This is a genomic window from Ostreibacterium oceani (assembly GCF_009362845.1).
Taxonomy (GTDB): domain Bacteria; phylum Pseudomonadota; class Gammaproteobacteria; order Cardiobacteriales; family Ostreibacteriaceae; genus Ostreibacterium; species Ostreibacterium oceani.
Genome location: NZ_WHNW01000002.1, coordinates 145,019 through 167,744, shown reverse-complemented (window position 1 = coordinate 167,744; position 22,726 = coordinate 145,019). Strand labels below are relative to the sequence as shown.

The 22,726-nt window shown below is 45.6% G+C and carries 25 protein-coding genes; 5 read left to right on the top strand and 20 right to left on the bottom strand.

The window, feature by feature from the left end; all coding sequences use genetic code 11:
• The first annotated feature begins 183 nt into the window (after positions 1–183).
• The 3 genes from GCU85_RS02350 (at position 184) to GCU85_RS02340 (ending at position 3,339) form a co-directional block, all read left to right on the top strand.
• Positions 184–1,380: an amino acid ABC transporter permease gene (locus GCU85_RS02350; protein ID WP_407944963.1), complete on the top strand. Its 1,197-nt coding sequence runs from the start codon at positions 184–186 to the stop codon at positions 1,378–1,380.
• Positions 1,381–1,397: 17 nt separating this feature from the next.
• A complete protein-coding gene (locus tag GCU85_RS02345) occupies positions 1,398–2,513 on the top strand; it encodes an amino acid ABC transporter permease (RefSeq protein ID WP_152809335.1) in 1,116 nt (371 codons plus the stop codon).
• A gap of 70 nt (positions 2,514–2,583) precedes the next feature.
• Positions 2,584–3,339 carry an amino acid ABC transporter ATP-binding protein gene (locus GCU85_RS02340; RefSeq protein WP_152809333.1) on the top strand — a complete coding sequence of 252 codons (756 nt, stop codon included), beginning with the start codon at positions 2,584–2,586 and terminating at the stop codon, positions 3,337–3,339.
• A gap of 44 nt (positions 3,340–3,383) precedes the next feature.
• On the opposite strand, the gene GCU85_RS02335 is transcribed toward GCU85_RS02340, so the two are convergent.
• Entirely contained in the window at positions 3,384–4,805 is a 1,422-nt protein-coding gene (locus GCU85_RS02335) for an aminotransferase family protein (protein WP_152808959.1), read from the bottom strand.
• Positions 4,806–5,036: 231 nt separating this feature from the next.
• Here GCU85_RS02335 and GCU85_RS02330 point away from each other — a divergent pair, with 231 nt between their 5' ends.
• Entirely contained in the window at positions 5,037–6,545 is a 1,509-nt protein-coding gene (locus tag GCU85_RS02330; protein ID WP_218110481.1) for a CoA-acylating methylmalonate-semialdehyde dehydrogenase, read from the top strand.
• 78 nt (positions 6,546–6,623) lie between these two features.
• Complete coding sequence (locus GCU85_RS02325) at positions 6,624–7,511, top strand: 4Fe-4S dicluster domain-containing protein (protein ID WP_152808955.1); 888 nt, start codon at positions 6,624–6,626, stop codon at positions 7,509–7,511.
• 143 nt (positions 7,512–7,654) lie between these two features.
• Here the strand turns inward: GCU85_RS02325 and mobA are convergent, their stop codons facing one another.
• The 19 genes from mobA to GCU85_RS02235 all read right to left on the bottom strand — a co-directional run bounded on the left by mobA (position 7,655) and on the right by GCU85_RS02235 (position 22,714).
• Positions 7,655–8,368, bottom strand: a complete 714-nt coding sequence (mobA, locus tag GCU85_RS02320) for a molybdenum cofactor guanylyltransferase MobA (RefSeq protein ID WP_152808953.1) — start codon at positions 8,366–8,368, stop codon at positions 7,655–7,657.
• Positions 8,313–9,143: a twin-arginine translocase subunit TatC gene (gene tatC / locus GCU85_RS02315; RefSeq protein WP_152808950.1), complete on the bottom strand. Its 831-nt coding sequence runs from the start codon at positions 9,141–9,143 to the stop codon at positions 8,313–8,315. The genes mobA and tatC overlap by 56 nt, the downstream gene beginning before the upstream one ends.
• 8 nt (positions 9,144–9,151) lie before the next feature.
• Entirely contained in the window at positions 9,152–9,634 is a 483-nt protein-coding gene (gene tatB, locus GCU85_RS02310; RefSeq protein ID WP_152808948.1) for a Sec-independent protein translocase protein TatB, read from the bottom strand.
• 10 nt (positions 9,635–9,644) lie between these two features.
• The gene (locus GCU85_RS09915) at positions 9,645–9,782 is read right to left on the bottom strand and encodes a hypothetical protein (protein WP_218110480.1); all 138 of its coding nucleotides are present in this window, start codon (positions 9,780–9,782) and stop codon (positions 9,645–9,647) included.
• Positions 9,760–10,026, bottom strand: a complete 267-nt coding sequence (gene tatA, locus GCU85_RS10295; RefSeq protein ID WP_152808946.1) for a twin-arginine translocase TatA/TatE family subunit — start codon at positions 10,024–10,026, stop codon at positions 9,760–9,762. The genes GCU85_RS09915 and tatA overlap by 23 nt, the downstream gene beginning before the upstream one ends.
• 250 nt (positions 10,027–10,276) lie before the next feature.
• Positions 10,277–10,597: a phosphoribosyl-ATP diphosphatase gene (locus GCU85_RS02300; protein WP_152808944.1), complete on the bottom strand. Its 321-nt coding sequence runs from the start codon at positions 10,595–10,597 to the stop codon at positions 10,277–10,279.
• A 33-nt stretch (positions 10,598–10,630) separates the two neighbouring features.
• Positions 10,631–11,110, bottom strand: a complete 480-nt coding sequence (gene hisI / locus GCU85_RS02295) for a phosphoribosyl-AMP cyclohydrolase (protein ID WP_235896195.1) — start codon at positions 11,108–11,110, stop codon at positions 10,631–10,633.
• 32 nt (positions 11,111–11,142) lie between these two features.
• Positions 11,143–11,928: a type I methionyl aminopeptidase gene (gene map, locus GCU85_RS02290; protein ID WP_152808943.1), complete on the bottom strand. Its 786-nt coding sequence runs from the start codon at positions 11,926–11,928 to the stop codon at positions 11,143–11,145.
• 203 nt (positions 11,929–12,131) lie between these two features.
• Positions 12,132–13,175, bottom strand: coding sequence for an aldo/keto reductase (locus GCU85_RS02285; RefSeq protein ID WP_152808941.1), 1,044 nt, complete (start codon positions 13,173–13,175; stop codon positions 12,132–12,134).
• Positions 13,176–13,178: 3 nt separating this feature from the next.
• Positions 13,179–14,030 (bottom strand): 16S rRNA (cytidine(1402)-2'-O)-methyltransferase, encoded by an 852-nt coding sequence (gene rsmI, locus GCU85_RS02280; protein ID WP_152808939.1) that lies wholly within the window; start codon positions 14,028–14,030, stop codon positions 13,179–13,181.
• Between the two features lie 223 nt (positions 14,031–14,253).
• Positions 14,254–14,715, bottom strand: a complete 462-nt coding sequence (locus GCU85_RS02275) for a regulatory protein RecX (protein ID WP_152808937.1) — start codon at positions 14,713–14,715, stop codon at positions 14,254–14,256.
• 129 nt (positions 14,716–14,844) lie between these two features.
• Positions 14,845–15,879, bottom strand: a complete 1,035-nt coding sequence (gene recA, locus GCU85_RS02270) for a recombinase RecA (protein WP_152808935.1) — start codon at positions 15,877–15,879, stop codon at positions 14,845–14,847.
• A gap of 207 nt (positions 15,880–16,086) precedes the next feature.
• A complete protein-coding gene (locus GCU85_RS02265; protein WP_152808933.1) occupies positions 16,087–16,884 on the bottom strand; it encodes a phosphatidate cytidylyltransferase in 798 nt (265 codons plus the stop codon).
• Positions 16,885–16,979: 95 nt separating this feature from the next.
• The gene (uppS, locus tag GCU85_RS02260) at positions 16,980–17,681 is read right to left on the bottom strand and encodes a polyprenyl diphosphate synthase (protein ID WP_407944962.1); all 702 of its coding nucleotides are present in this window, start codon (positions 17,679–17,681) and stop codon (positions 16,980–16,982) included.
• A gap of 55 nt (positions 17,682–17,736) precedes the next feature.
• A complete protein-coding gene (gene frr / locus GCU85_RS02255; RefSeq protein WP_152808931.1) occupies positions 17,737–18,294 on the bottom strand; it encodes a ribosome recycling factor in 558 nt (185 codons plus the stop codon).
• Between the two features lie 172 nt (positions 18,295–18,466).
• The gene (pyrH, locus tag GCU85_RS02250; protein ID WP_152808929.1) at positions 18,467–19,252 is read right to left on the bottom strand and encodes a UMP kinase; all 786 of its coding nucleotides are present in this window, start codon (positions 19,250–19,252) and stop codon (positions 18,467–18,469) included.
• Positions 19,253–19,372: 120 nt separating this feature from the next.
• A complete protein-coding gene (gene tsf / locus GCU85_RS02245) occupies positions 19,373–20,422 on the bottom strand; it encodes a translation elongation factor Ts (protein WP_152808928.1) in 1,050 nt (349 codons plus the stop codon).
• A gap of 76 nt (positions 20,423–20,498) precedes the next feature.
• A complete protein-coding gene (rpsB, locus tag GCU85_RS02240; RefSeq protein WP_152808926.1) occupies positions 20,499–21,398 on the bottom strand; it encodes a 30S ribosomal protein S2 in 900 nt (299 codons plus the stop codon).
• 362 nt (positions 21,399–21,760) lie between these two features.
• Positions 21,761–22,714, bottom strand: a complete 954-nt coding sequence (locus tag GCU85_RS02235; RefSeq protein WP_152808924.1) for an META domain-containing protein — start codon at positions 22,712–22,714, stop codon at positions 21,761–21,763.
• Between the last annotated feature and the right edge of the window lie 12 nt (positions 22,715–22,726).

The window sequence follows — 22,726 nt, the reverse complement described above, 5'->3', positions numbered from 1 at the left end:
GGTAATCAATCGATAACGATTAGATAATAAGTTGGCAGTGAAAAAATCGCCAAGATATGTAAAAGTGCACAAAAGCACACAGTTCGAGAGCTATAGTACAAAAAAACAGTAAAAATAGTACTAGCCTAGCTTAATCAATTATTATAATTAAACTTTACTGAGAGTGTTTGACACATGAGCGAAATGATAGCCAACACGCAGGCAATCCATATGCAGCAAAAAGCATGGAATAATCCCAAGTATCGCAGTCTTTTTTTCCAGTTGTTATTGACGACTATCGTCGTGGTTGCTGGGTGGACATTGTTTAGCAATACCGTGCAAAATTTAGAATCGCGGGGTATTTCATCGGGGTTTGATTTTTTAAAGCGTGCCGCTGGTTTTGAAATTGATTTTAAGTTAATCAGCTACACGTCGACTGACAGCAATGGACGCGTATTTTTTGTAGGGCTACTGAATACGTTGTTAGTCTCCGTGTTAGGGATTATTGCCGCCACGATTATTGGTGTCGTCATGGGGGTATCGCGGCTGTCAAAAAACTGGGTAATTAGAAAAATTGCGACGGTTTATGTTGAGTTATTTCGTAATACACCACTACTACTACAAATTTTCTTTTGGTATTTTGCCGTACTCAGTGCGTTGCCGAGTGCGCGTGAAGTGATGGCCGGACCTGGGTTCTTGGGCGGTAATGCGTTTCTAAGTAATCGCGGATTAACGATGCCTAAGCCAGTTTTTGAATCGGGTGCTTGGTTAATTACGGCAGGATTGATTGCAGGCATTGTCGGTGCGATTGCTTTTTATCGCTACGCAAAAAAGAAACAATTCGCCACAGGCGAACAACTGCCGGTATTTTGGGTGAATACCGCGATGTTGTTAGGACTGCCTTTGTTAGGCGCGATGTTAGCAGGAATGCCGATCAGTTTCGATCACCCTGAGGCAGGTCGCTTTAATTTTAGTGGTGGTATGACTATTCCACCAGAATTTTTGGCGCTGTGGTTTTCACTAAGCATTTATACTGGTGCATTTATCGCCGAAAACGTCCGAGCAGGGATTATGTCGGTTAGCCACGGACAAACCGAGGCGGCATTTTCGTTAGGGATTAAGCCTTCGTATACATTGCGTCTGGTGATTATCCCCCAAGCGTTACGCGTCATTATTCCGCCACTTGCCAGTCAATATTTGAATTTGGCGAAAAACTCTTCATTGGCGGCGGCCATTGCTTATCCTGAATTGGTGTCGGTATTTTCAGGCACGGTACTCAACAACACAGGGCAAGCCATTGAGTGTGTTGCTTTGACGATGCTGGCGTATCTGACGATTTCCTTGTCGATTGCCGCCTTTATGAATTGGTATAACAAGCGTGTCGCATTGGTGGAGAGGTAATAACGATGAGTGAGCTAATGAATAACCAAACCTACAAACCAGGCGAACACCCTGATTTGCCACCGCCATTATTGGAAAAAGGGCTAATTGCTTGGTTAAGAAAAAATCTATTTTCGTCAATTTCCAACACGATTTTGACCTTGATTGGCGTGGCGATTATTGTCTGGACAGTGCCACCCTTTTTAAACTGGGCAGTGTTTACCGCCTCTTGGGGGGGGAATGACCCTGCGCTTTGCAAGGTCGAAGGGGTTGGTGCCTGTTGGACGTTTATTAATGCACGTTTAGATCAATTTATTTACGGCTTTTATCCGTCAGAAGAGCGCTGGCGAATCAATACCCTTTTTGTCCTATTTGCCGTCGGTATTATCTATTTAGTCTGGCCCAATTTGCCTAAAAAAGCGTGGGCAGGTGTCTTTATGCTCGTGATATTCCCGGCGATTGCCTTTGTCTTGTTTCGCGGTGGCATGTTTGGCTTGGTTGATGTTACTACGGATAAGTGGGGCGGTTTTTCATTGACGCTAGTGATTTCATTTGTCGGCATTGTTGCTTCGTTACCCATCGGGATATTACTGGCGCTGGGACGACGCTCGGATATGCCGATTATCCGCTCGATTTGTATTGTATTTATTGAATTTTGGCGCGGCGTGCCGTTGATTACGGTGTTATTTATGTCATCGGTGATGTTCCCCATGTTTTTGCCCGAGGGGATGAGTTTTGATAAATTATTGCGTGCGTTGATTGCGATTGCCCTGTTTGCTTCGGCCTATATGGCAGAGGTGGTTCGCGGTGGGTTGCAGGCAGTGCCCAAAGGGCAGGTAGAGGCCGCCCAATCGCTGGGGTTGACCTACTGGAAAGCCATGGGCTTTATTGTGCTGCCTCAGGCGCTCAAAATCGTGATTCCTGGGATTGTAAATACGTTTATTGGTTTGTTTAAAGACACAACGCTGGTGCTAATCATCGGATTGTATGATTTTTTAGGCATTATACAAACGGCATCGCAAGACCCTAAGTGGCTAGGCTATAACACCGAAGGCTATGTCTTTGCGACGTTGGTTTACTTTTGCTGTTGTTATGCGATGTCACGCTATAGTAAATATTTAGAAGACAAACTGCACACAGGGCACAAGCGATAACACGGTAAACCGCTATCGCCCTAGCGCATTACAATATCCCATCAATCAGACGAATGAAAGAGAGAGAATGATGACAGAAAAAAATAATAAGCCGATTATCGAAATGAAAGGCGTTCACAAGTGGTACGGCGATTTTCATGTGCTAAAAAATATCAATTTATCCGTTAACAAAGGTGAGCGAATTGTTATTTGTGGTCCATCTGGCTCAGGAAAATCCACCGTTATTCGCTGTATTAACCACCTAGAAGAGCACCAGAAAGGCGATATTGTCGTGGACGGCATTCCGCTGACTAATGATATTAAAGTGGTTGAAGCCATTCGTCGCGAAGTCGGTATGGTGTTTCAGCATTTTAATTTGTTTCCGCATCTGACGGTTATGCAAAATCTCACTTTAGCACCGATTTGGGTTAGCAAAAAACCCAAAAAAGAAGCAGAGAAAACAGCGATGTACTTTTTGGAGCGTGTCAAAATTCCTGAGCAAGCGAATAAATTCCCTGGACAATTATCTGGTGGGCAGCAACAACGGGTGGCGATTGCGCGTTCATTGTGTATGGAAGCGAAAATCATGCTGTTTGACGAACCAACGTCTGCGCTAGACCCTGAAATGATTAATGAAGTACTAGAAACCATGAAAGATTTGGCAGAAGAAGGCTTGACCATGCTCTGCGTGACCCATGAAATGGGATTCGCGCGCGCGGTTGCCGATCGCGTGATTTTTATGGACGCCGGCGAAATTATCGAAGAAAACGATCCAATCAATTTCTTTGATAATCCACAAAATGAGCGGACGCAAAAGTTTTTGAGCCAGATTAATACTGCCTTTTAATCGCCTACCGTTTGGTCAGTTGGCTGGTAATTTGGTGCGATTCGTTACACCGTCTGTTTAAACACAGTTTGTTTAAAAGTCGCGGTGAGGGCAGCATCAATGGCGGTGATGATGTCATCGGCTTTGGCTTTGTCACAAATCAATGCAGGGCTTAAAAGCAATACGTTATTTAATCCTGCCACGCTACGGTTTGAGCGACCTATCATTACGCCATGTTGCAAGCAATGCAAAAACACACGGGTCATACGCGCTTCATCGACAGGGTGTTTGGTTTTTCTGTCGTCAACTAGCTCAATCCCAATGAATAGCCCCTTGCCTCGAATATCGCCTATGCAGGGGTGTTTTTCAGCTAAGCCTCTGAGCTGTTGTATGAAATAATCGCCCATAATTTTTGCATTGTTGAGTAAGTTTTCGGTTTGAATAATGTCTATATTGGCAAGCGCGGCGGCAGGTCCTGCGGTACAGCCGCCAAATGTACTAATATCCCTAAAATAATTGAGTGGGTCGTTGGTATCAGTTTTAAACGCTTCAAAAATTGTCTCGGTTGTCGCGAGGACTGAAATCGCAGCATAACCGCCAGCAAGCCCCTTGGCTAAGGTAATCATATCAGGGAAGACGTTAAAGTGCTCAAATCCAAACCAAGTCCCTGTGCGCCCCATTCCTGTGACCACTTCATCAATATGCAGCAACACACCGTATTGCTTACAAATATCAGCAATCATCGGTAAATACTCAGGTACAGGCACAATCACGCCACCGCCTGCGGTGATGGACTCTAAAACCACGCTACCGACAGTATCAGGACCTTGTTTTAATATTTCGCTTTCGAAAGCCTGAGCGCATTCGATATTGCAGCTTGGGTAGGTTTTATTAAATGGACAGCGGTAGCAGCAACAATGCGGAATTTCGACAAAGTCATCCAAAAAAGGACCGTACTGTGCTTTGCGTTCATTATGCCCTGAGCTACTCAGCGCGGCGATTGTTGTGCCGTGATAGTCGCGGTCGCGGTAAACGATTTTGCGTTTGCCTTGGCGGCTGCTGGATTGACTGAGCTGACGTACGATTTTATAAGCTTTTTCATTGGCTTCAGAGCCTGAGCTGGCATAATAAATACGTGACAGGTTGGGTAATAAATCCGCAAGTACTTTAGCAAACTTCGCCGCAGGTTCATTACCCAATGCGCCAGCGAAATAGGGCAGATCGCTGAGTTGTTTTGCAATGGCATCGACAATTTGCTGGCGGCCGTATCCGAGGTTCACCGTCCAGACACCACCTGATGTTGCATCCAGATACTGATTGCCATCGGTGTCGGTTACCATCATGCCATTACCGCTGCGTATCATGAGGGCTGGATTTTGTTCAAGCGCTTTATGTTGTGTTAGGTGATGCCAAACATGCTGCTGATCAAATTGGCGTAGCGTTTGGCTGTCGTTGGCACCTGGTGGGTTGGTTTTGTCTGTAGACATTGGTTTATCTGCCTATGGTGTTAGTCGTGTAAGTTGTTTATCAATATGGGGCATGGCTTGTATAACGAAAATAAACTCCTATAGCTACATTAGCATAAAATAATGGATTTTGCTGAAAAAATATAACGGCTTTTCGATGCGTGTATTTTTGCAAAATAAATCCGCTAAATGATGGAAAAAATGCCCATTTAGTGGTAGGTTAGTGTAAATAAGCAGATTTCGACAAAAGGCATGATGATGAATGACGTCATAGAATTAAAGCATATTATCGATGCGCAGCCTGTTAAGGGTCGCGCCGATGAAGTCTATTCAATTTATAACCCAGCAACGGGCAAAATCATTCGCCGAGTGCAGGCAGCGAGTGCTGATGACGTGAGATTGGCGATTGAAGTCGCGCATGAGCGGAGTGAGGCATGGCGAGCAGTAACGCCATCCAAACGCGCGCAAATGCTGTTTAATTATCGGCAGTTAATCATCCAGCATACCGATGAGTTAGCACAGCTCATCTCACAAGAACATGGCAAAACAATCGATGACGCCAAAGGAGAAATCGCACGAGGATTAGAAGTGGTCGAATTCTGTACGGCTATTAATAATCATTTGAAATCTGATTTTACCGCAGAAGTATCCAGTGGCATTGATAGTTATAATTTACGCCAACCGTTGGGGGTTTGTGCAGGTATTACGCCGTTTAATTTTCCAGCCATGGTGCCAATGTGGATGTATCCTGTTGCCATCGCTTGTGGTAATACGTTTGTTTTAAAACTTTCCGAAAAGACGCCATCGTGCGGTTTGCGCTTGACTGAATTAATGTATGAGGCAGGCTTGCCAGCAGGTGTGCTGAATACTTTAGTTGGTGGTAAAGCCGCGGTTGATGTGTTGTTGCAACACCCATTGGTCAAAGCGATAAGCTTTGTCGGCTCGACACCAGTAGGTGAGTCTATTTATCGAGAAGCCAGCCATCATCACAAACGCGTTCAAGCATTGTGTGGCGCTAAAAATCATTTAGTCGTGATGCCCGATGCCGATTTAACCCAAGCCTGTGATGCGATTCTCGGTGCGGCCTATGGCTCAGCGGGCGAGCGTTGTATGGCCGTATCTGTGGTCATTACGGTTGGCGATGAAACAGCCGAACAACTCATTGAGCAGTTAGCACCAAAAGTACAACAATTGCGGGTTGGTGCTTATCATGAAAAAGACGTTGAAATGGGTCCAGTGGTTAGCCAAGACAGCAAAAATCGTATCGTGGATTATATTGAACAAGGCGTAGCGCAGGGTGCAACACTGAAAATTGATGGTAGAGACACGTCAGTTGGTAAAGGTTTTTTCTTGGGCGGCAGTTTATTTGATCATGTACAACCGACGATGTCGATTTATTTGGATGAAATTTTTGGTCCAGTGCTGTCGATTGTTCGTGTCAAGGAGTATGCGGATGCACTGGCGTTAATCAATACGCATGCGTATGGCAATGGGGCTGCGATTTTTACACGGGATGGCGATGCGGCACGACATTTTAGTATGCACGTTGAGGCCGGCATGGTGGGTGTTAATGTACCGATTCCTGTTCCTGTGGCGATGCATAGTTTTGGTGGCTGGAAACGCTCATTATTCGGCAGTGCCGCCATTCACGGCATGGAAGGCGTGCGTTTTTATACACGCCTGAAAACGGTCACGACCCGTTGGCCATCGGGGATTCGACAAGGCGCTCAGTTTAATTTCCAAGGTGGTAAGGATGCGTAACCATAGGAAAATCGATAATGGGATGAAACGGAATGATTATCCAAACCTAAATCTAAACCCAAGCCCAAATCTAAATCTATGACTAGAATAAGCGACATCGAGCAACACATTGATGCGCTCAGTAATGAATTTGGTGTGGTTTTTTTAGGCGGTTTTGTTGTCAATCAAGCGGATGGCTTACCAACGACGCAAGGGCAAAAAACGCAAGGGACAAAAATCCAAGCGCAGGACACACCGACACAGGACACACAAGCGCTACTGCTATTTGGTAATGCGGGGTCGTCTATTTGGTCTGCGTTCCAAGCCTCTCGCGAATACCAACAGGCGGTACCCGATCCGTTGGATCAATGGAGTCAACGGATTGGGCAGCAATTTGCTGAACAACTCGGTGGGGACTGTTTCTTTCCATTTGGTGAGCCGCGTTATCCGTTTATCCAGTGGCTAAAGCGTACTGGGGCTTATGAATCTTCTGCTCTGGGACTGTTGATACATCGCGACTATGGATTGTGGTCTGCCTGTCGATTTGCTTGTCGGGTGCGTACTGGACTGCCTGTTGAGCCAACAATGGAATTTATAGCTAAGCTGTCTGCCACAAGGTTGCCTAAAAAATCAACTAGAATGCCAACACTATCAAAGGTAGCAAAAGGCCTCTGCGACAGCTGCCCAGATAAACCGTGTTTATCGGTTTGCCCTGTTGGGGCGTTTCAGCCGCACGGTTATGATTATCAGGGGTGTACTCGTTATTTGATTCACGACACAGCGAATGATGACAAGCGCCAAGATAATAATGGTAATAACGTCGATGGCTTTAATGGCGAGAATGGCGAGAATGCGTGTGTCGCCTATACCTGTCAGGCGCGACTGGCGTGTCCTGTCGGCGCGGTCTACCGCTATGAAACGGCGCACGCACAATTTCACATGAAGCAATTCATTAAATCGGCAATAAAAGCCAACAAAAGCCAATAAAATCAAATAAAAGGCAATATAAACATTAACTAAGTTATTATACGCTTCTGGGCTCTTCTGAAAAGACTGCCTGGAACGGCTGCTTTAGTTTAGCTGGCTATTGCACTTAATCAGCAAATTAAGCAAGAGTAATCACGTGAGGTTTATTGTGCCGATTGTGCATCAAGGTCTGTGAGTGAGTTGAGATTGATAAAGGCAGTTGACGTGTTAAATGACACCGTTTGATAGCCTATTGCTTGGTAAAATTTAAGTATTTTTTTATGATCGCCCGTTAAAAAATGCGCTAATTCGTCGATTAGATCGGTGCTAATCAAGGTGAAAACGGGCTGATTATAGCCATCGTTTGCAATAAAAATACGCTGCGGATGCGCGGCTGTGGCTTGCCACATGGTGCTGACATAATCGCTTGAGATAAAAGGACTATCGCATGGAACGCTGATAACCCAAGTTAGGTTTTGTGCGTGGGCAAACCGCATGGCAGCGAGCAAACCCGCCAGTGGACCATCAAAAGCCTGGTTGTCATCTGGGATAACGGGTAAGTTAAACGTCTCTTTATACACATCCATATTGCGATTGGCGTTGACAATGACGCGTTGACAATTGGCCAGCGCATGGATGCCGTAGCTGGCGAGCGGGCGTTCTTTGAATAAAACGAGGCCTTTATCTAGGCCCTGCATTCGCGTGGCTCGACCACCACAGAGCACAACGCCTAATAATCCGTCAATAATTGTTTTTTTAGGGTTCATTGTTCGTTGTTCGTTGTATTGGGTCGCTGTATTGGGTCGATTGCGAAACGGATGCTTATTCAGCAGGTGTGTCGCTTGGTCTATTGTTTGGTCTATCGCTTGGCCTGTCATTTGATGGATTGCTTACAGAATCACTTACAGAATCACTTACAGAATCACTTGCTGGGCTGCGGTTTTCAAAGCGTTTGGCGAACAATAAGCCAATTTCAAACAATAGTAGTACAGGGAGGGCTAACAATGTTTGAGAAATAATATCGGGTGGCGTTAGCAGCATACCAAAAATAAACGCAGCAACAATAATATGGCGGCGTTTTGATTTAATAGTGTCGATGTCGGTAATCCCTAGCGCTACGACAAGGATGGTCGCTATCGGGATTTCAAAGGCAATGCCAAACGCAAAAAAAACGGTAAAAACAAAGGAAAAATAATACGCAATATCTGGCGTATAATTGGCCCCTGTGGGGGTAAAACCAGACAAAAATTTAAACGCCAGTGGCAACACAATGAAGTAGGCAAACAGCATGCCGAGATAAAATAAGGCGGTGCTTGAAATAACGAGAGGATAGACGAGTTTGCGTTCGGTTTTGTACAGACCAGGTGCAACAAACGCCCAGACTTGGTAGAGCGTCCAAGGCAAGGTTAAGATAAAGGCAGTAAATAAGCTGAGCTTTAACGGAATTAAAAAACTGTCTAAGGGTTTGCGAATGGTTAAGCTATTGCTGTCAGTCAATGACAAGATAATTGGGCGCGCAAAGAGTTCAAATAGTTCGCGACTAAATAGGGCAGCGATTAAAAATAAGACCAACAAGACAACGAGGATTTTTATCAGACGCGAACGGAGTTCTTGCAGGTGTGAGATGAGTGATTCTTCTTTATGATGCGACATGATGGTATCTAATCCTTTGGGCTAGAATTAGCCTGAGTCGGTAGTTCGGCTTCAACGCCCGTGCTGGCTTGCTCATTCGGGTCAGGTAACGTCGCGTTATAAGCGCTGCTGCCTTTGTTTTCAATGATATCATTAATATCAACGTCATCGTAAATAGTTTTGTCCTGCGTGCTGTCTGCGTATTCAAATCCGTCCTCGTCGAATTCAGCGAGGGTCTCTGAGTTTTTTCGCAGTTCCTGTAGCGATTCTTGTAACTCATCAAAGCCAAGGAGTTGTTGTGTGTCATCTTTAGTGGCTTTAAAATCCGATTGTATATTATCTAGGTCTAGCTCACGAGTGACTTCGCTTTTGACATCGTGCAGCGTGCGCTTAAATTGACGAATGTAAGCCGCCGTGCTACGAATAACGCCAGGGAGTTTGTCGGGGCCAAATACCAGCAGTGCCAGTGCCGCAATAAACAGCAGTTCGCTGAACCCAATGCCAGATATCATCGCTACTTACCTATTGTTGCGGCGTGGTTTGCATGGCAGCACCAATAAACCACCAATAAACCACCAATAAACCACCAATAAACCACCAATAAACCACCGCTGAACCGTTAATGAACGCAACGGATTTACGAATCTTTGTTGCTTCCATGACTGTCGATGGTTTCTGTCGATTGATTGTCGGTTGATGTCGTATCAGTCGGACTGCTTTCAGTCGAGGACTGATTGGTTAAGTGGTCTGTTTTTTTTGGCTCGTCATCGTCTTTGATGGCTTTTTTAAAGCCTTTGAGCGAGGTGCCCAAGTCGCCGCCTAAATTACGTAGTCGCTTGCCGCCAAATAATATTGCAATAATAATGATAACAATGGCGATTTGCCATAAACTAATTCCGCCCATGTCTGATTTCTCCTGTTATTTTTACGCTTTTTACGTGTCTAACCCGTTTTAACCCAATGCTTGCTCGCATTATACGCCATTTTTTTAGGTGTGTCAGTGTTGTGACGGATATTTCACGTTAGGTGTCACACGTTAGGCGTAACACGTTAGGCGTAACAATAACAATACGACAAGTCATAGTGGCAAGCAGGGCGACAAGTAAAGCGACAAGCAGGGCAACAAGTAAAGCAGTGGGCTAATTGGCAGTGGGCTAATTGGTATTGCGATTGGCTTTTTCAGTCAATCCAGAGACACCTAATCGGCGGGTTAGTTCTTTTTCAATGTCGCTAAGTGGGATGTTTTGTTGTTTTAACAGGATAAACAAGTGAAAAATCAGGTCGCAAGCTTCATAGACGATTTCATCATGGCTGGCATTTTTAGCGGCAATAATGACTTCACTACTTTCTTCACCGATTTTTTTGAGGATGGCATCCAGTCCTTTGGCGTTAAGGCTGGCGACATAAGAGGCTTCGGGGGCGGCTTGAAGCCTATCAGCGATTAATGATTCTAAGGTGGAAAAAATGGTATGCATAATAAGGAGGGTTGATTGTTGTTTGTGTATGATTTAATCAGATGATGAATAAATAGCGGTTGGGCTTTTAATCACCGGCGTGTTGATTTTAATCCCGCTAGGGGTGTATTCCTGAAAAAAACAGTGGTTACGCCCCGTATGGCAGGCAATGCCGCCGATTTGTTCGACTTGTGCGAGTAGGGCATCGGCATCACAGTCTAGCATAATGCGGTGAACTTTTTGCGTGTGCCCTGACGTTTCGCCTTTATGCCATAGTTGCTGGCGCGAACGTGAATAATACACCATCTCTTGCTTTTCTAGGGTGAGTCGCAGGCTGTCTGCGTTCATCCATGCCATCATTAATACGGTCTGGGTATGCACATCTTGTGCGATGGCAGGGATTAGCCCTTGTTTGTTGAAAACGGCTTTGGCGATAAATTCGTCGATAAATTCATTAATAAATTCGTCGGTTGTTTGATGTGTTTTTTCTGGCATTTTTGGGTGTGAAGCGTTATTTTCTGTTGGTGTTGTCATGTGCTTGTTTCAATTTTTTAGGGCGCTGGGGATTAAATGATAAACCGATTTTCTTTCTCTTCCTGACGCAGGGTGAGTATTTCATGCCCAGTTTCGGTAACCAGTATAGTGTGCTCATACTGAGCGGACAAGGATTTGTCGCGGGTGACAGCGGTCCAGCCATCATTGAGTGTTTTTGTCGGGGCTTTACCTGCGTTTAGCATAGGTTCAATGGTGAAAATCATACCAGGCGCAATGGTCTCTTTGGTGCCTGCCTCGCCATAATGAAGCACATGGGGGGGTTCGTGAAACGATTTGCCGATGCCATGCCCGCAAAATTCGCGTACAACGCCAAAGCGTTCCTTTTGTGCGTATTGTTGAATGGCGTGGCCAATATCGCCAAAGGTCGCGCCAGGTTTGACTTGTTCGATTGCAATGAGCAGGGATTGGTATGTGACGCGGCATAGTCGTCTCGCGAGGACACTGGGTTCGCCAACGAAAAACATCTTGCTGGTATCGCCATGATAACCGTCTTTAATAATCGTGATGTCGATATTAATAATATCGCCTTTTTTGAGTTTTTTGGTGTCGCTTGGAATGCCGTGACAAACGACATGATTCACACTGGTGCAAATGGATTTAGGAAAACCGTGGTAATTGAGTGGTGCAGGAATGGCGCCGAGTTCGTTAACGATAAAATCATGGCAACGCTGGTTAAGTGACTCTGTTGATACGCCGACGTTAACAAATGGCTCGATCATTTCTAATACGCTGGCCGCTAACTGACACGCCACGCGCATTTTTTCAATTTCCTCAGGTGTTTTGATGATAATAGACATAAAATACCAGCATCCGACAAATAAACGCCCATTGTACGTTAATTCGGCGGATTTTTCGAGGGTTTAACGGGAAACTGCTGTAATCTCGTTGCAGTCCCGTTGCAGTCCCGTTGCAGTTTTGCGGCAATGCCTGAGAGCAGTCATTAACCGTCCGCCGCCCGATGCCTAATGCCAGTTTTAGGTTTTTAGGTTGATTTTAGGGGCTATATTAGCGCAGGGCTAGGGTGTTCGCTGTGTATTTGCTCGATTTCGTTGAGTACGGCATCGCTAAGGCTTAGGTTGACGCTGTCGATATTTTCAGCGAGTTGCGCCATGGTCGTTGCGCCAATAATCGTTGAAGTCACATAAAAACGGTTAATCACAAACGCAAGTGCCATCTTTGTAGGGCTGATGCCGTGCTGCTTGGCGAGTTGGACATAGCGCTTGACCGCATCAGAGCGCGCACTGTTAGATAGCCCTGATTGACGGCTTGCGCCCCAGTCATTAAATCGTGCGCTAGCGATCGCAGTTTGGTCGAGATATTTGCCTGACAATACGCCACCGCCAATCGGTGAATACGGCAGCATGGCGATATTTTCACGAAAGCAGACTTCGGCACTGTGGCTGTCAAATTCGCGTTGAATGAGTGAGTAGGGGTTTTGTACGCTTTGCATACGAGGCAAATTGGCGTCTTGGCGATGGTGCTCCATGTATTTCATCATGCCCCAAGGCGTTTCGTTGGATAGGCCGGCTTCGCGAATTTTGCCGCTATCAATTTGCTTTTTAAGGGTTTCTAGTAATTCAAAAATATAATCGTCGCCTTGTGCATGTTCGCTTTTAAAATCGCGTTCCCCAAAATTATTCACCAGTCGTTGCGGCCAATGTAGCTGATAAAGGTCGATATAATCGGTTTGCAGTCGCTTGAGTGAGTTATCGATGGCGGTGGTTACATCGGCAGGTGTTAGTCCGCGACCTTCGCGAATCCACGGGATATTTTTACCCGCCATTTTAGTTGCTAAAACAAGGTCATCACGTTTGCCGCGTTTGTGAAGCCATGAACCAAGGTATTTTTCCGTGAGTCCTTGTGTTTCAGGTTTGGGTGGGATGGCATACATCTCTGCTGTGTCAATAAAGTTAACGCCATGCGCGATGGCATAATCGAGCTGTTCATGGGCTTGATTTTCGCTGTTTTGATGTCCCCAAGTCATTGTACCTAAGCAAATTTCGCTGACTTGTAACTCACTCGTTCCTAGTGCATGGTAGCGCATTGTTTACTCCGTCTTTTCGTGTGGGTTTAGTAGGTAATTATACACGGTTTTTTTGGGTGCATTGTAAAATTGCGTGATGACTTGATGGATGGATTTATTGGGAATATTTTGGTCCAGCATCAAGTCAGCCAGCGGTTGCCAGTCATTGTTGATTGGTGGTTTAACACAGGGCGATAACGCAAGGACAAATTCGCCTTTGCAGCGGTAGGGGTTTTCCTGAATCCAATGCTGTGCTTCGCTTAGCGGGCATAAAATAGACTCCTCAAACTGTTTGGTGAGCTCGCGAGCAATAAATAGCATTCGGTCTGTTCCTAACACGTCCATTGCATCAGCCAGACAATCGATGATACGGTGAGGGGTTTCAAAAAAAACAACCGTATGTTGGGTGTTAGCGAATTGTTTGAAAATCGCTTTTCGTTGGTTGCTTTTAGTCGGTAAAAAACCAATAAACGAAAAGTAATCCGCCGTTAATCCAGAAATAGATAGCGCCGATGTGACGGCCGAACAACCAGGTATTACGCGGATTTCATGGTGTAAGTCACGTAAATAAGCAATGGTATTAGCGCCTGGATCAGAGATAAGTGGTGTGCCTGCATCACTGACAATGGCGATGTTTTCCCCCGCGCGTAATTGCTGCTCTAAGCGGTGTTTTTGCTGGCTCTCATTGTGTTTATGTAGTTGGTAGACACGATTTTGGATATTAAAATGCTGCAGCAGTTTGCTTGTCTGCCGAGTGTCTTCGGCATAAATACAATGCACATTTTTTAGTGTCTCAATGGCGCGGAATGTCATATCGTCCAAATTGCCTATTGGCGTAGCGACGACATATAATCGACCATATGGCGTTGAATTCATTGGTTGTTGTTACCTGTGGTTGCTTTTTATCGTTTAGTGTTGTTTGGTATTATTCGGTGTAATTTGGTGTAAATAATAACAACACGAATATGAATGCGAATATAAATGCGTAAATAAATCGCAATAAACTGCTATAAACTGCAATAAAATCTATAGTAGCATATTTTGGGTCATCGTTTGGGCGTATTTCGGGCGTATTTAGGGCGTATTATTTGGTAGTGCTTTATTGGTCTTGTTTGATTTGCTTTAGCGCTTGCCGGATAAGGTCAAAATCGTAGCCACGGCTGATGAGGTAGCGTGTGATGCTGTTTTTGACGGCTGGATTGGTGAGTTCGCTGGCATGGGCTTTTTTGAGGATGAGTGCCTGTGCGTGCCCGAGTAATTCATCATCGAATTCGGCGAGATATTGTTGTGCCAGTGTTTTGGCGATGCCTTTTTGGCTGAGTTCGTATGCGATTTTCTTGGGGCCGTAACGCTGATTCACTCGTGTTCGGACCAGCATTTCGGTAAATCGTTCGTCAGACTGATAGTTTTGCTGAACCAAAGCATCCAGACAAGCATCGATGTCTGTTTGGGTATAGCCAGCTTGTTTGAGTTTGATCGTGATTTCTTTTTTGGCATACTCACGCCGTGCGAGTAGGCGAATGCAATAATTGTAGGCGGTTTGGGAGGCGTCAGTCGTCATCTGAACGGTGGTTATCTGAAAAACGGCCAACAAGCGCTGGCCGTGATGGAGTGAGTGAAAGGGTTAAGCTAGATTAAACATACATCAATCATAGTATATGTCAAACTAGGTATCAAACTACACATCAAATTACGCATCGCTCTCTGGCGCGGCATCCTGTGGTTTTTTTACAGTCTTAGGTAAAAAGTGTGCACGGATTTTTTGTTCGATAGCGGCGGTAATATCAGGGTTTTCGGCCAAGAATTGTTTGGCGTTTTCCTTGCCTTGCCCGATTTTGTTATCGTTATAACTGTACCACGCGCCTGATTTTTCTATCTCACCTAAATCAGTGCCTAAGGTCAAAATTTCACCCAGACGGGAGATGCCTTGCCCATAGAGAATTTCAAATTCACATTGTTTGAATGGTGGGGCGACTTTGTTTTTGATGACTTTGACACGGGTTTCGTTACCAATGATTTCATCGCCTTTTTTGATGGCACCAATGCGGCGAATATCAATACGGACGGAGGCGTAAAATTTAAGCGCATTGCCGCCTGTGGTCGTTTCTGGGCTGCCAAACATAACGCCAATTTTCATGCGAATTTGGTTGATGAAAATGACAATCGTATTCGAGCGTTTGATATTGGCGGTGAGTTTACGAAGCGCTTGTGACATCAGTCGTGCTTGCAAGCCCATGTGTGAATCGCCCATCTCGCCCTCGATTTCAGCCTTGGGGGTTAGCGCAGCCACCGAGTCCACAACAACGATATCGACACCACCTGAGCGCACGAGCATATCAGCGATTTCTAGGGCTTGCTCGCCAGTATCAGGCTGTGAAACCAGCATTTCGTCAATGTTGACACCTAATTTTTCGGCATAATCAGGGTCCAATGCGTGTTCTGCATCAATAAACGCTGCGGTGCCGCCGAGTTTTTGGGCTTCGGCAATGGCATGCAGTGTCAACGTTGTTTTTCCTGAGGATTCAGGACCGTAAATTTCAACGACACGCCCTCTGGGGAGTCCGCCAATGCCTAACGCAATGTCTAGCCCCAATGAGCCAGTCGATACGGCATCAATATCGCGGTGCGCTGTGCCATCGCCCATGCGCATGACAGAGCCTTTGCCAAATTGTTTTTCGATTTGTGAGAGTGCTGCTGCAAGGGCTTTTTTTCGTTCGTCGCTCATAATACCTCTGTGGTGTAAAATTTAACCGAGTGTTATTTTGTGTGTTTAGTGGGCATTATAGCGAAAGCCCAGCGAATAAGCTATGATTTTAGTAACAAAAATCAAGCAACCGAGTAATGGTTTGCTTGATTCAGCCCGATTTATTGTTATCAATATGATTTAATTATATTTTATGCAGATCACGCCATCGTCATGAATGTCGTTAGTTTACAACGCAATCAAATAAAACACAGGAATTCCTGCTAACAGGCCATCAATACGGTCAAGGATACCACCGTGACCAGGGAGTAGGTTGCTGGTGTCTTTGATGGCGTTTTGGCGCTTGATTAGGCTGATAAATAAATCACCAAGTATAGAGGCCAGTGCGGTTGCAATCAAGGCAATGATAACTAACCACCACGCGATTTGATGGCTGTTAATGAGTGGTAATAGCAGTAATCCAATGATGACACCCGAAGCAATACCGCCCAACGCACCTTCGATGGTTTTGTTTGGGCTGACTTTGGGGGAGAATTTTTCTTTGCCAAAAAAACGCCCAGCGAAATAAGCCCCGCTATCGGTTGCCGCAACGACAGCGACCATAAAGACAATTGTACTGGCAGCAATGTGGCTATCAGGGTACTGTGCTGTCAAGCGCAGCAAAACAACCGTGGTTGTGGCCAGCAAAACCGGGGCAATTAGTTGTAAGTAACAGGGGCTCAATCGGTAGTTAATAATGGATTCAAATTGTTGAATTAGTCGGATGCTAAATGCGTAGTGAATAGCTGTGGTAAGCAATAATAGCCCGAAAATCCATTGATAGCAAAGCCCTGCATATAATAGAGCCAGTGTCGAAATGACGGTTAGCAGGGCGTTGGCCGAGGATTGTTTGGTAATACGCACCCATTCCCACAAGGAAAGCCCAAAAACTAGGGCAATGAATAGCGGTGTTAACGCGGGTAACAAAAATAAAATGACTAAAATAAAGCCAATGAGTAGTGTTGCGGTAATGATTCGTTGTTTCATAGTGGTTTTTTATTCAATGAATGTATCGATATTATAAAAGGATAATGCGTCAGCGGATAGTAAAATGATTGCTCGTCAAATGACAGCCTGCTAAGTTACAGTCCGCCAAATCGCCGTGTACGGTGTGTAAAGTCGGCAATAGCATCATCTAGCGCCGCATCGTCAAAAACAGGCCAATAAATCGGTGTGAAATAGAGCTCGGCGTAAGCGCATTGCCATAATAAAAAATTACTGATGCGCTGCTCGCCACCTGTTCGGATTAATAAATCTACAGGTGCTTGGTCGGCTAATTCGAGGTGTGTGGCAATGTCTTTTTCGGTAATGGTTTGGGGTGATAGGGTTTGATTTTCGACCTGTGTGGCGAGCTGTTTAACGGCTTGGGTAATGTCCCATTTGCCCCCATAATTTGCGGCTATATTAAGTTGCAAGCCTTGGTTTGTCTGTGTTTCTTGGGTTAGTTCATCGATGGCATCGTGTAAAGGACGAGGAAATGCCGAGGTGTCCCCGATGACGCGAAATCGAATACCGTGACGGTTGAAAAGGCGACGATTACGTTTAATTGCACGGAGGAATAGCTGCATTAGTGCCTGAATTTCAGATTCTGGGCGCTGCCAATTTTCACTGCTAAATGCATACAGTGTCAAAGAACGCAGCCCCATTTTGGCGCAGTGACGCACCGTGCGCAGGACTGCTGTGTGACCAGCGCGATGCCCATAGAGGCGCGAGCGCCCGATTGATTCTGCAAAGCGGCCGTTGCCGTCCATGATGATGGCGATGTGTTGTAGTGGCAATGACAAATTCAACAACAGATTGAAATGGTGGAAAATAAAGCGATATAGCGCAAATTACAGACTAAACCGCAAGCAGGTCTTTTTCCTTTTCTGCGAGAACTTGGTCAACCTGTGCGACAAAATCATCGGTGATTTTTTGAATGTCGGTTTCTGCGCGACGTTCGTCGTCTTCGGTAATGGCCTTGTCATTGAGTAAATTTTTGATGCTTTGGTTGGCATCGCGGCGGATATTGCGGATGGCAATTTTGGCGTTTTCGCCTTCGCCACGTACGATTTTGACCAGATCTTTGCGTCGTTCTTCGGTTAACGGCGGTAAGTTAATGCGGATAATGTCGCCTGCTGAGGTCGGTGTTATCCCAAGGTCTGAATTGATGATGGCTTTTTCAATGACCGCGACCATTGATTTGTCCCAAGGTTGAATCGTGAGGGTTCTGGCGTCACTGTTACTAACATTGGCGGCTTGACCAACAGGGACTTCCGAGCCATAAAAATCAACGGTAACATGGTCGAGTAAACTAGGGTGAGCGCGCCCAGTGCGGATACGGCTTAATTCAAGCTTTAACGCATCAATCGATTTGGCCATGCGGGATTTAGTGTCTTGCTTTATATTATCAATCATCGTTAACTCTTTGGTTGTGTGTTGTTCTTGGCAGTATTTTACACGAGGTAAAAAAAAATAGGTGTTGAATCGATTAAATTAATATTTGAATACCACGTAATTGGTTCGCAGCCAACCGATCAAAAGGAACGCTGGTGGGTTAACCTGGGCGGATTATTCTAGCGAATTAATTTTAGCGAATTAACGTGCCGACCTGCGGGTCAAATAAAGCACGCACAATCTCGCCGGGGGTTGTCATGTTAAATACCAGTAAAGGCAAGTTATTGTCACGGCACATCACAACGGCAGTCGCGTCCATAACCGCTAAGCCATCCTCAAGTACCTGGTTATAACTGAGCGTTTTGTATTTTGTTGCTGCCTTATCACAATGGGGGTCGGCATCGTAAACACCATCGACTTTGGTGGCTTTTAGCATGGCATCGGTTTCTAACTCGATGGCACGTAGGCTAGCGGCTGTATCGGTAGTGAAAAACGGATTGCCCGTACCTGCTGCACAAATGACGACCCGTTTTTTTTCCATATGACGGACCGCGCGTCGGCGGATAAATTCTTCACAAACTTGATCGATAGGTAAGGCCGACATAACTCTGACGGGGATGCCGACTTTTTCGATGGCGTCTTGCAGCGCCAAGGCATTCATGACGGTGGCAAGCATGCCCATATGGTCGCCTGTGACGCGTTCCATGCCTGACTCTTGTAGCTCTGCGCCTCGAAATAAGTTACCACCGCCGACAACCAGTGAAATTTCAATGCCAGCTTCGATGAGGATTTTGATTTCACTGGCTAGCCGATTTAATACCTTAGCATCGATGCCAAATGTTTTTTCACCAAGCAGGGCTTCGCCACTGAGTTTTAAAAGAATCCGTTTAAACCGAGGCGTTTGTAATGGGTATTCTGACGGTGTGATTTCAGCTGTTTTTTCAATTGTGTTTTCAGTTGTTGGTCGTGTTTCGTTCATGGGGGTAGTTGGCCTTTGCGGTTAAAAACGTAATGCGATACTGTGTTAACGAATAGCTTATACTAACTGATGGCTTGTGCAATAAAAAACCGCCAATCGGCGGTTTTTTATGTTGGCAGATTAGGCGTTTTTGGCTTGTGCCATGACCTCTTCTACAAAGTTATCCACTTTTTTCTCAATACCTTCCCCGAGTTCAAAGCGAATATAATCGACGAGTTGAATAGAGGGGTGAACATCAGCAATGGCTTGTTCAACCGTTTTTTTGTCGTCCATCACGTAAGTTTGGCTAAGCAGTGCATGTGCCTGGTCTAGTTCGGTATTGTCTTTGATGTACCGGTCTAGTTGACCTGGAATGATTTTGTCCCAAATATGCTCTGGTTTGCCTTCGGCTTTTAATGTATCTTTCATGGTTTGCTCGACGGCGGCAAGGACGTCATCGGTGAGTTGATGACGACTAACAAAGTCAGGAATGCGTCTTAGTTGTTTGCCGAGGCGTTCGAGTTCTTCGTTGCCTTTTTCAATCTCTGCGCGGATGGCTTCTGTCTCTCTGGCGACAAAATCTAAATCCAAGTCTAGGTAAGAGATTGACGCAGGTTTCATCGCGCAAGCGTGCATCGCGAGGTTGCGTAGTAGTTCTTCGGTCTTATCGCGGACACTCTCATCGCAAGTAGCGGCGATGATAACGCCGACTTTACCGCCACCATGAACGTAGCCGTTGACAACACCGTTAGTGCTGATGCTGCCGAGGCGGCGAATGTTAATGTTTTCGCCTAGTGTCGTGACTAGCGAACGGCGTTTTTCGTCAACGGTCTCACCCGCTAATGGGGCTTGATTAATCGCATCCAGCTCAGTGAGTTTTTCGTTGGCGCTAAGGCTGGCGATATTTTGTGAGAAATCCCCAAAGATATCACCTTTGGAAACAAAATCTGTTTCACAGTTGATTTCTACAATAGCAGCGAATTGCTTATCATCCGAGATAGCATATGCAACGCGACCTTCTGCGGCGATACGGTCGGCTTTTTTTTCGGCTTTGGCTAAGCCTGATTTGCGTAGGAGTTCGGTGGCAGCGTCAATGTCACCATTTGAATCGACTAGCGCTTTTTTACATTCCATCATGCCCGCTGAAGTGCGGTCACGAAGGGCTTTTACGAGTGCTGCAGTAATTGCCATATTGGGTACCTTTGTAATATCGTATAATTAGTTAAATAGGGTATCGCAAGGCGCAGAGGCCTTGCGAATGGTTTGTTTAGCCCTTATCTGTGGTTGTTGCCTCAGTGTTAGCTTCGCTGCTGTCTGCTGCTGCTGGCTCTGTTACTGGGGCTTCGGGGCTTGCTTTCGGGGCTACTTCGCTTGCTACTTCAGTGGCTGCCTCAGGTGCTGCTTCTGCCGTTACCTGAGCTGCTGGCTCAGTGATGTTTTCTTGTGGTGCAGATTCGTCGCTTAGTTGGCTGGCGCTGCCGTTAGCAATGCGCGCATTTTTAATGCCGTCAGCAATGGCGTTAATACAAAGGCCCAGTGCGCGAACCGAATCATCGTTACAAGGAATAATGTAATCCACTTCTTCGGGGCTATTGTTGGTATCAACGATGCCGACAACAGGGATGCCCAAGGTTTTTGCTTCTTTGATAGCGATACTTTCGTGACCGACATCGGCAACAAAAAGTACATCAGGCAAGCGCTTCATGTCTGCAATGCCACCCAAAGAGGACTCTAGCTTGATTTGCTCTTTACGGAGGTTGATGATTTCTTTTTTGGTCATGTGTGCCAATGAACCATCGCTTTCAGATTTACGCATGTTGTGGAGTTTTCTGACCGATTGACGGATGGTTTTGTAGTTAGTCATCATGCCGCCTAACCAGCGTTGGTTGACGTACGGCATGCCACAATCGACCGCGGCCTTTTGTATGGTGTCAGAAGCTGCACGCTTGGTGCCGACGAATAAAATATTACCGCCATTGGCCGCAATCGTGCCTAAAAAGTTAATCGCATCCTGCATCATTGGCACAGTTTGCTCTAAATTGATGATATGAATGCCACCACGCGCACCATAAATATAAGGCGCCATTTTAGGATTCCAGTAACGGGTTCTGTGACCAAAGTGCGCGCCTGCTTCAAATAGCTCGCGCATAGAAATTGTTGTAGACATAAAAATATTCTCCAATTCGGGTTAAATCTACCAAACTTACCATCAAACGACTTGGTTAAATCGAATGCTAATGAACCATAGAATCACTAACCGCCATGGATCCACTAACCGAAATAACGAAGCACCCCGATTGACTTTAATAAGTCTGTGGTTTTTGCAAAATTGCTGCGCATTTATACCATAGATTACGTTGTGAGTAAAGTGCTCTCAGCAATTAAAGGTGCGTCCGTGTTTTTTGTCCTTAGGTGTTCGGCCTAACTGTGCCGAGATTGTGTTGTAATTATGAAGTTTTGGCTATTTAGGGGGAGGTAGTTGAGGGGATGATATGAGGGTAACGAGGATGGATTGAAGTCAATACAAGGTCATACGTTAGGACAATTTGATTGTCTCAGTAAAACAGCAACAAGACGAGCCACCGCAGCAGGTGGGTTGCCGTGATCGAAGTCAGGAACTTCGTATGTCGTGTCGCCATCAATAATCGTCAGTTTTGCGTAGGCTGCGCCATCTAGGTGGCGCTGATCAGAAGGTGCGGTGAGGGTGCTAAGTGCCGCCATAGGGAGTTCGTTGATTGAGTCGAGTAAGTCTTTTACTTGGCTGGTCGATAGATTTTTGCTATGGTTATTTTGATGGTTGTTCTGAGTCGGCTGGGTCGGATCATCAGTTTGGCAGGTGATTTGGCTGCCTGAGAAAATCAAGGTATTGGTTGCAACCATCGTTTGCGTGGTGTATTTGATTTGATAGGGGTGTGCTGCCAGTGGCTCGCTGGGTTCTATTGTCATAATCCATTGATTATTGTTGTCAAAAAAATCAATAGCGTTTTCATTGGTTTTGAACGTGTGGATGCTGCCTAGTAATTGCAAAATATGATTTTCCAATTGGCTGACCCCTTTTTCTAGACAAAAACGTTTGGTGCTAGCAATTTTTGATAGCGTCATGTTTTGTCCCGTGGTTTGGTAACTGCCTGAAAATCGATTGCACCCGGCCGAGCCGCTGATATTTTGGCTGTCAGCGTTAAATGCGATGGGTAAAGGTGAAATCGCGTCATAATCTTTGACCCGTACTATATTAAATTCACCGTTCAAAGGCGTGCTTGATGTGGGTTGTTGCTTGTCGGCGACTAAATTTTCTGAATCGGCAGGTGCCTTAGTAGATGTTTCAGGTGATGTTGTCGCTGTTGTTGCATTTGTGTCTGTGCCGTATGCCCACTGGGTGTCTTGGGTTTTTTGGGGGTCTTGGGTTTTAGATTGCATAGGTGTTTCGCTACATCCTAAAACAGCAGCTAAGCCTAAGATAAGTAAGATTTGATTTTTCATCATGTAGTCCTATCG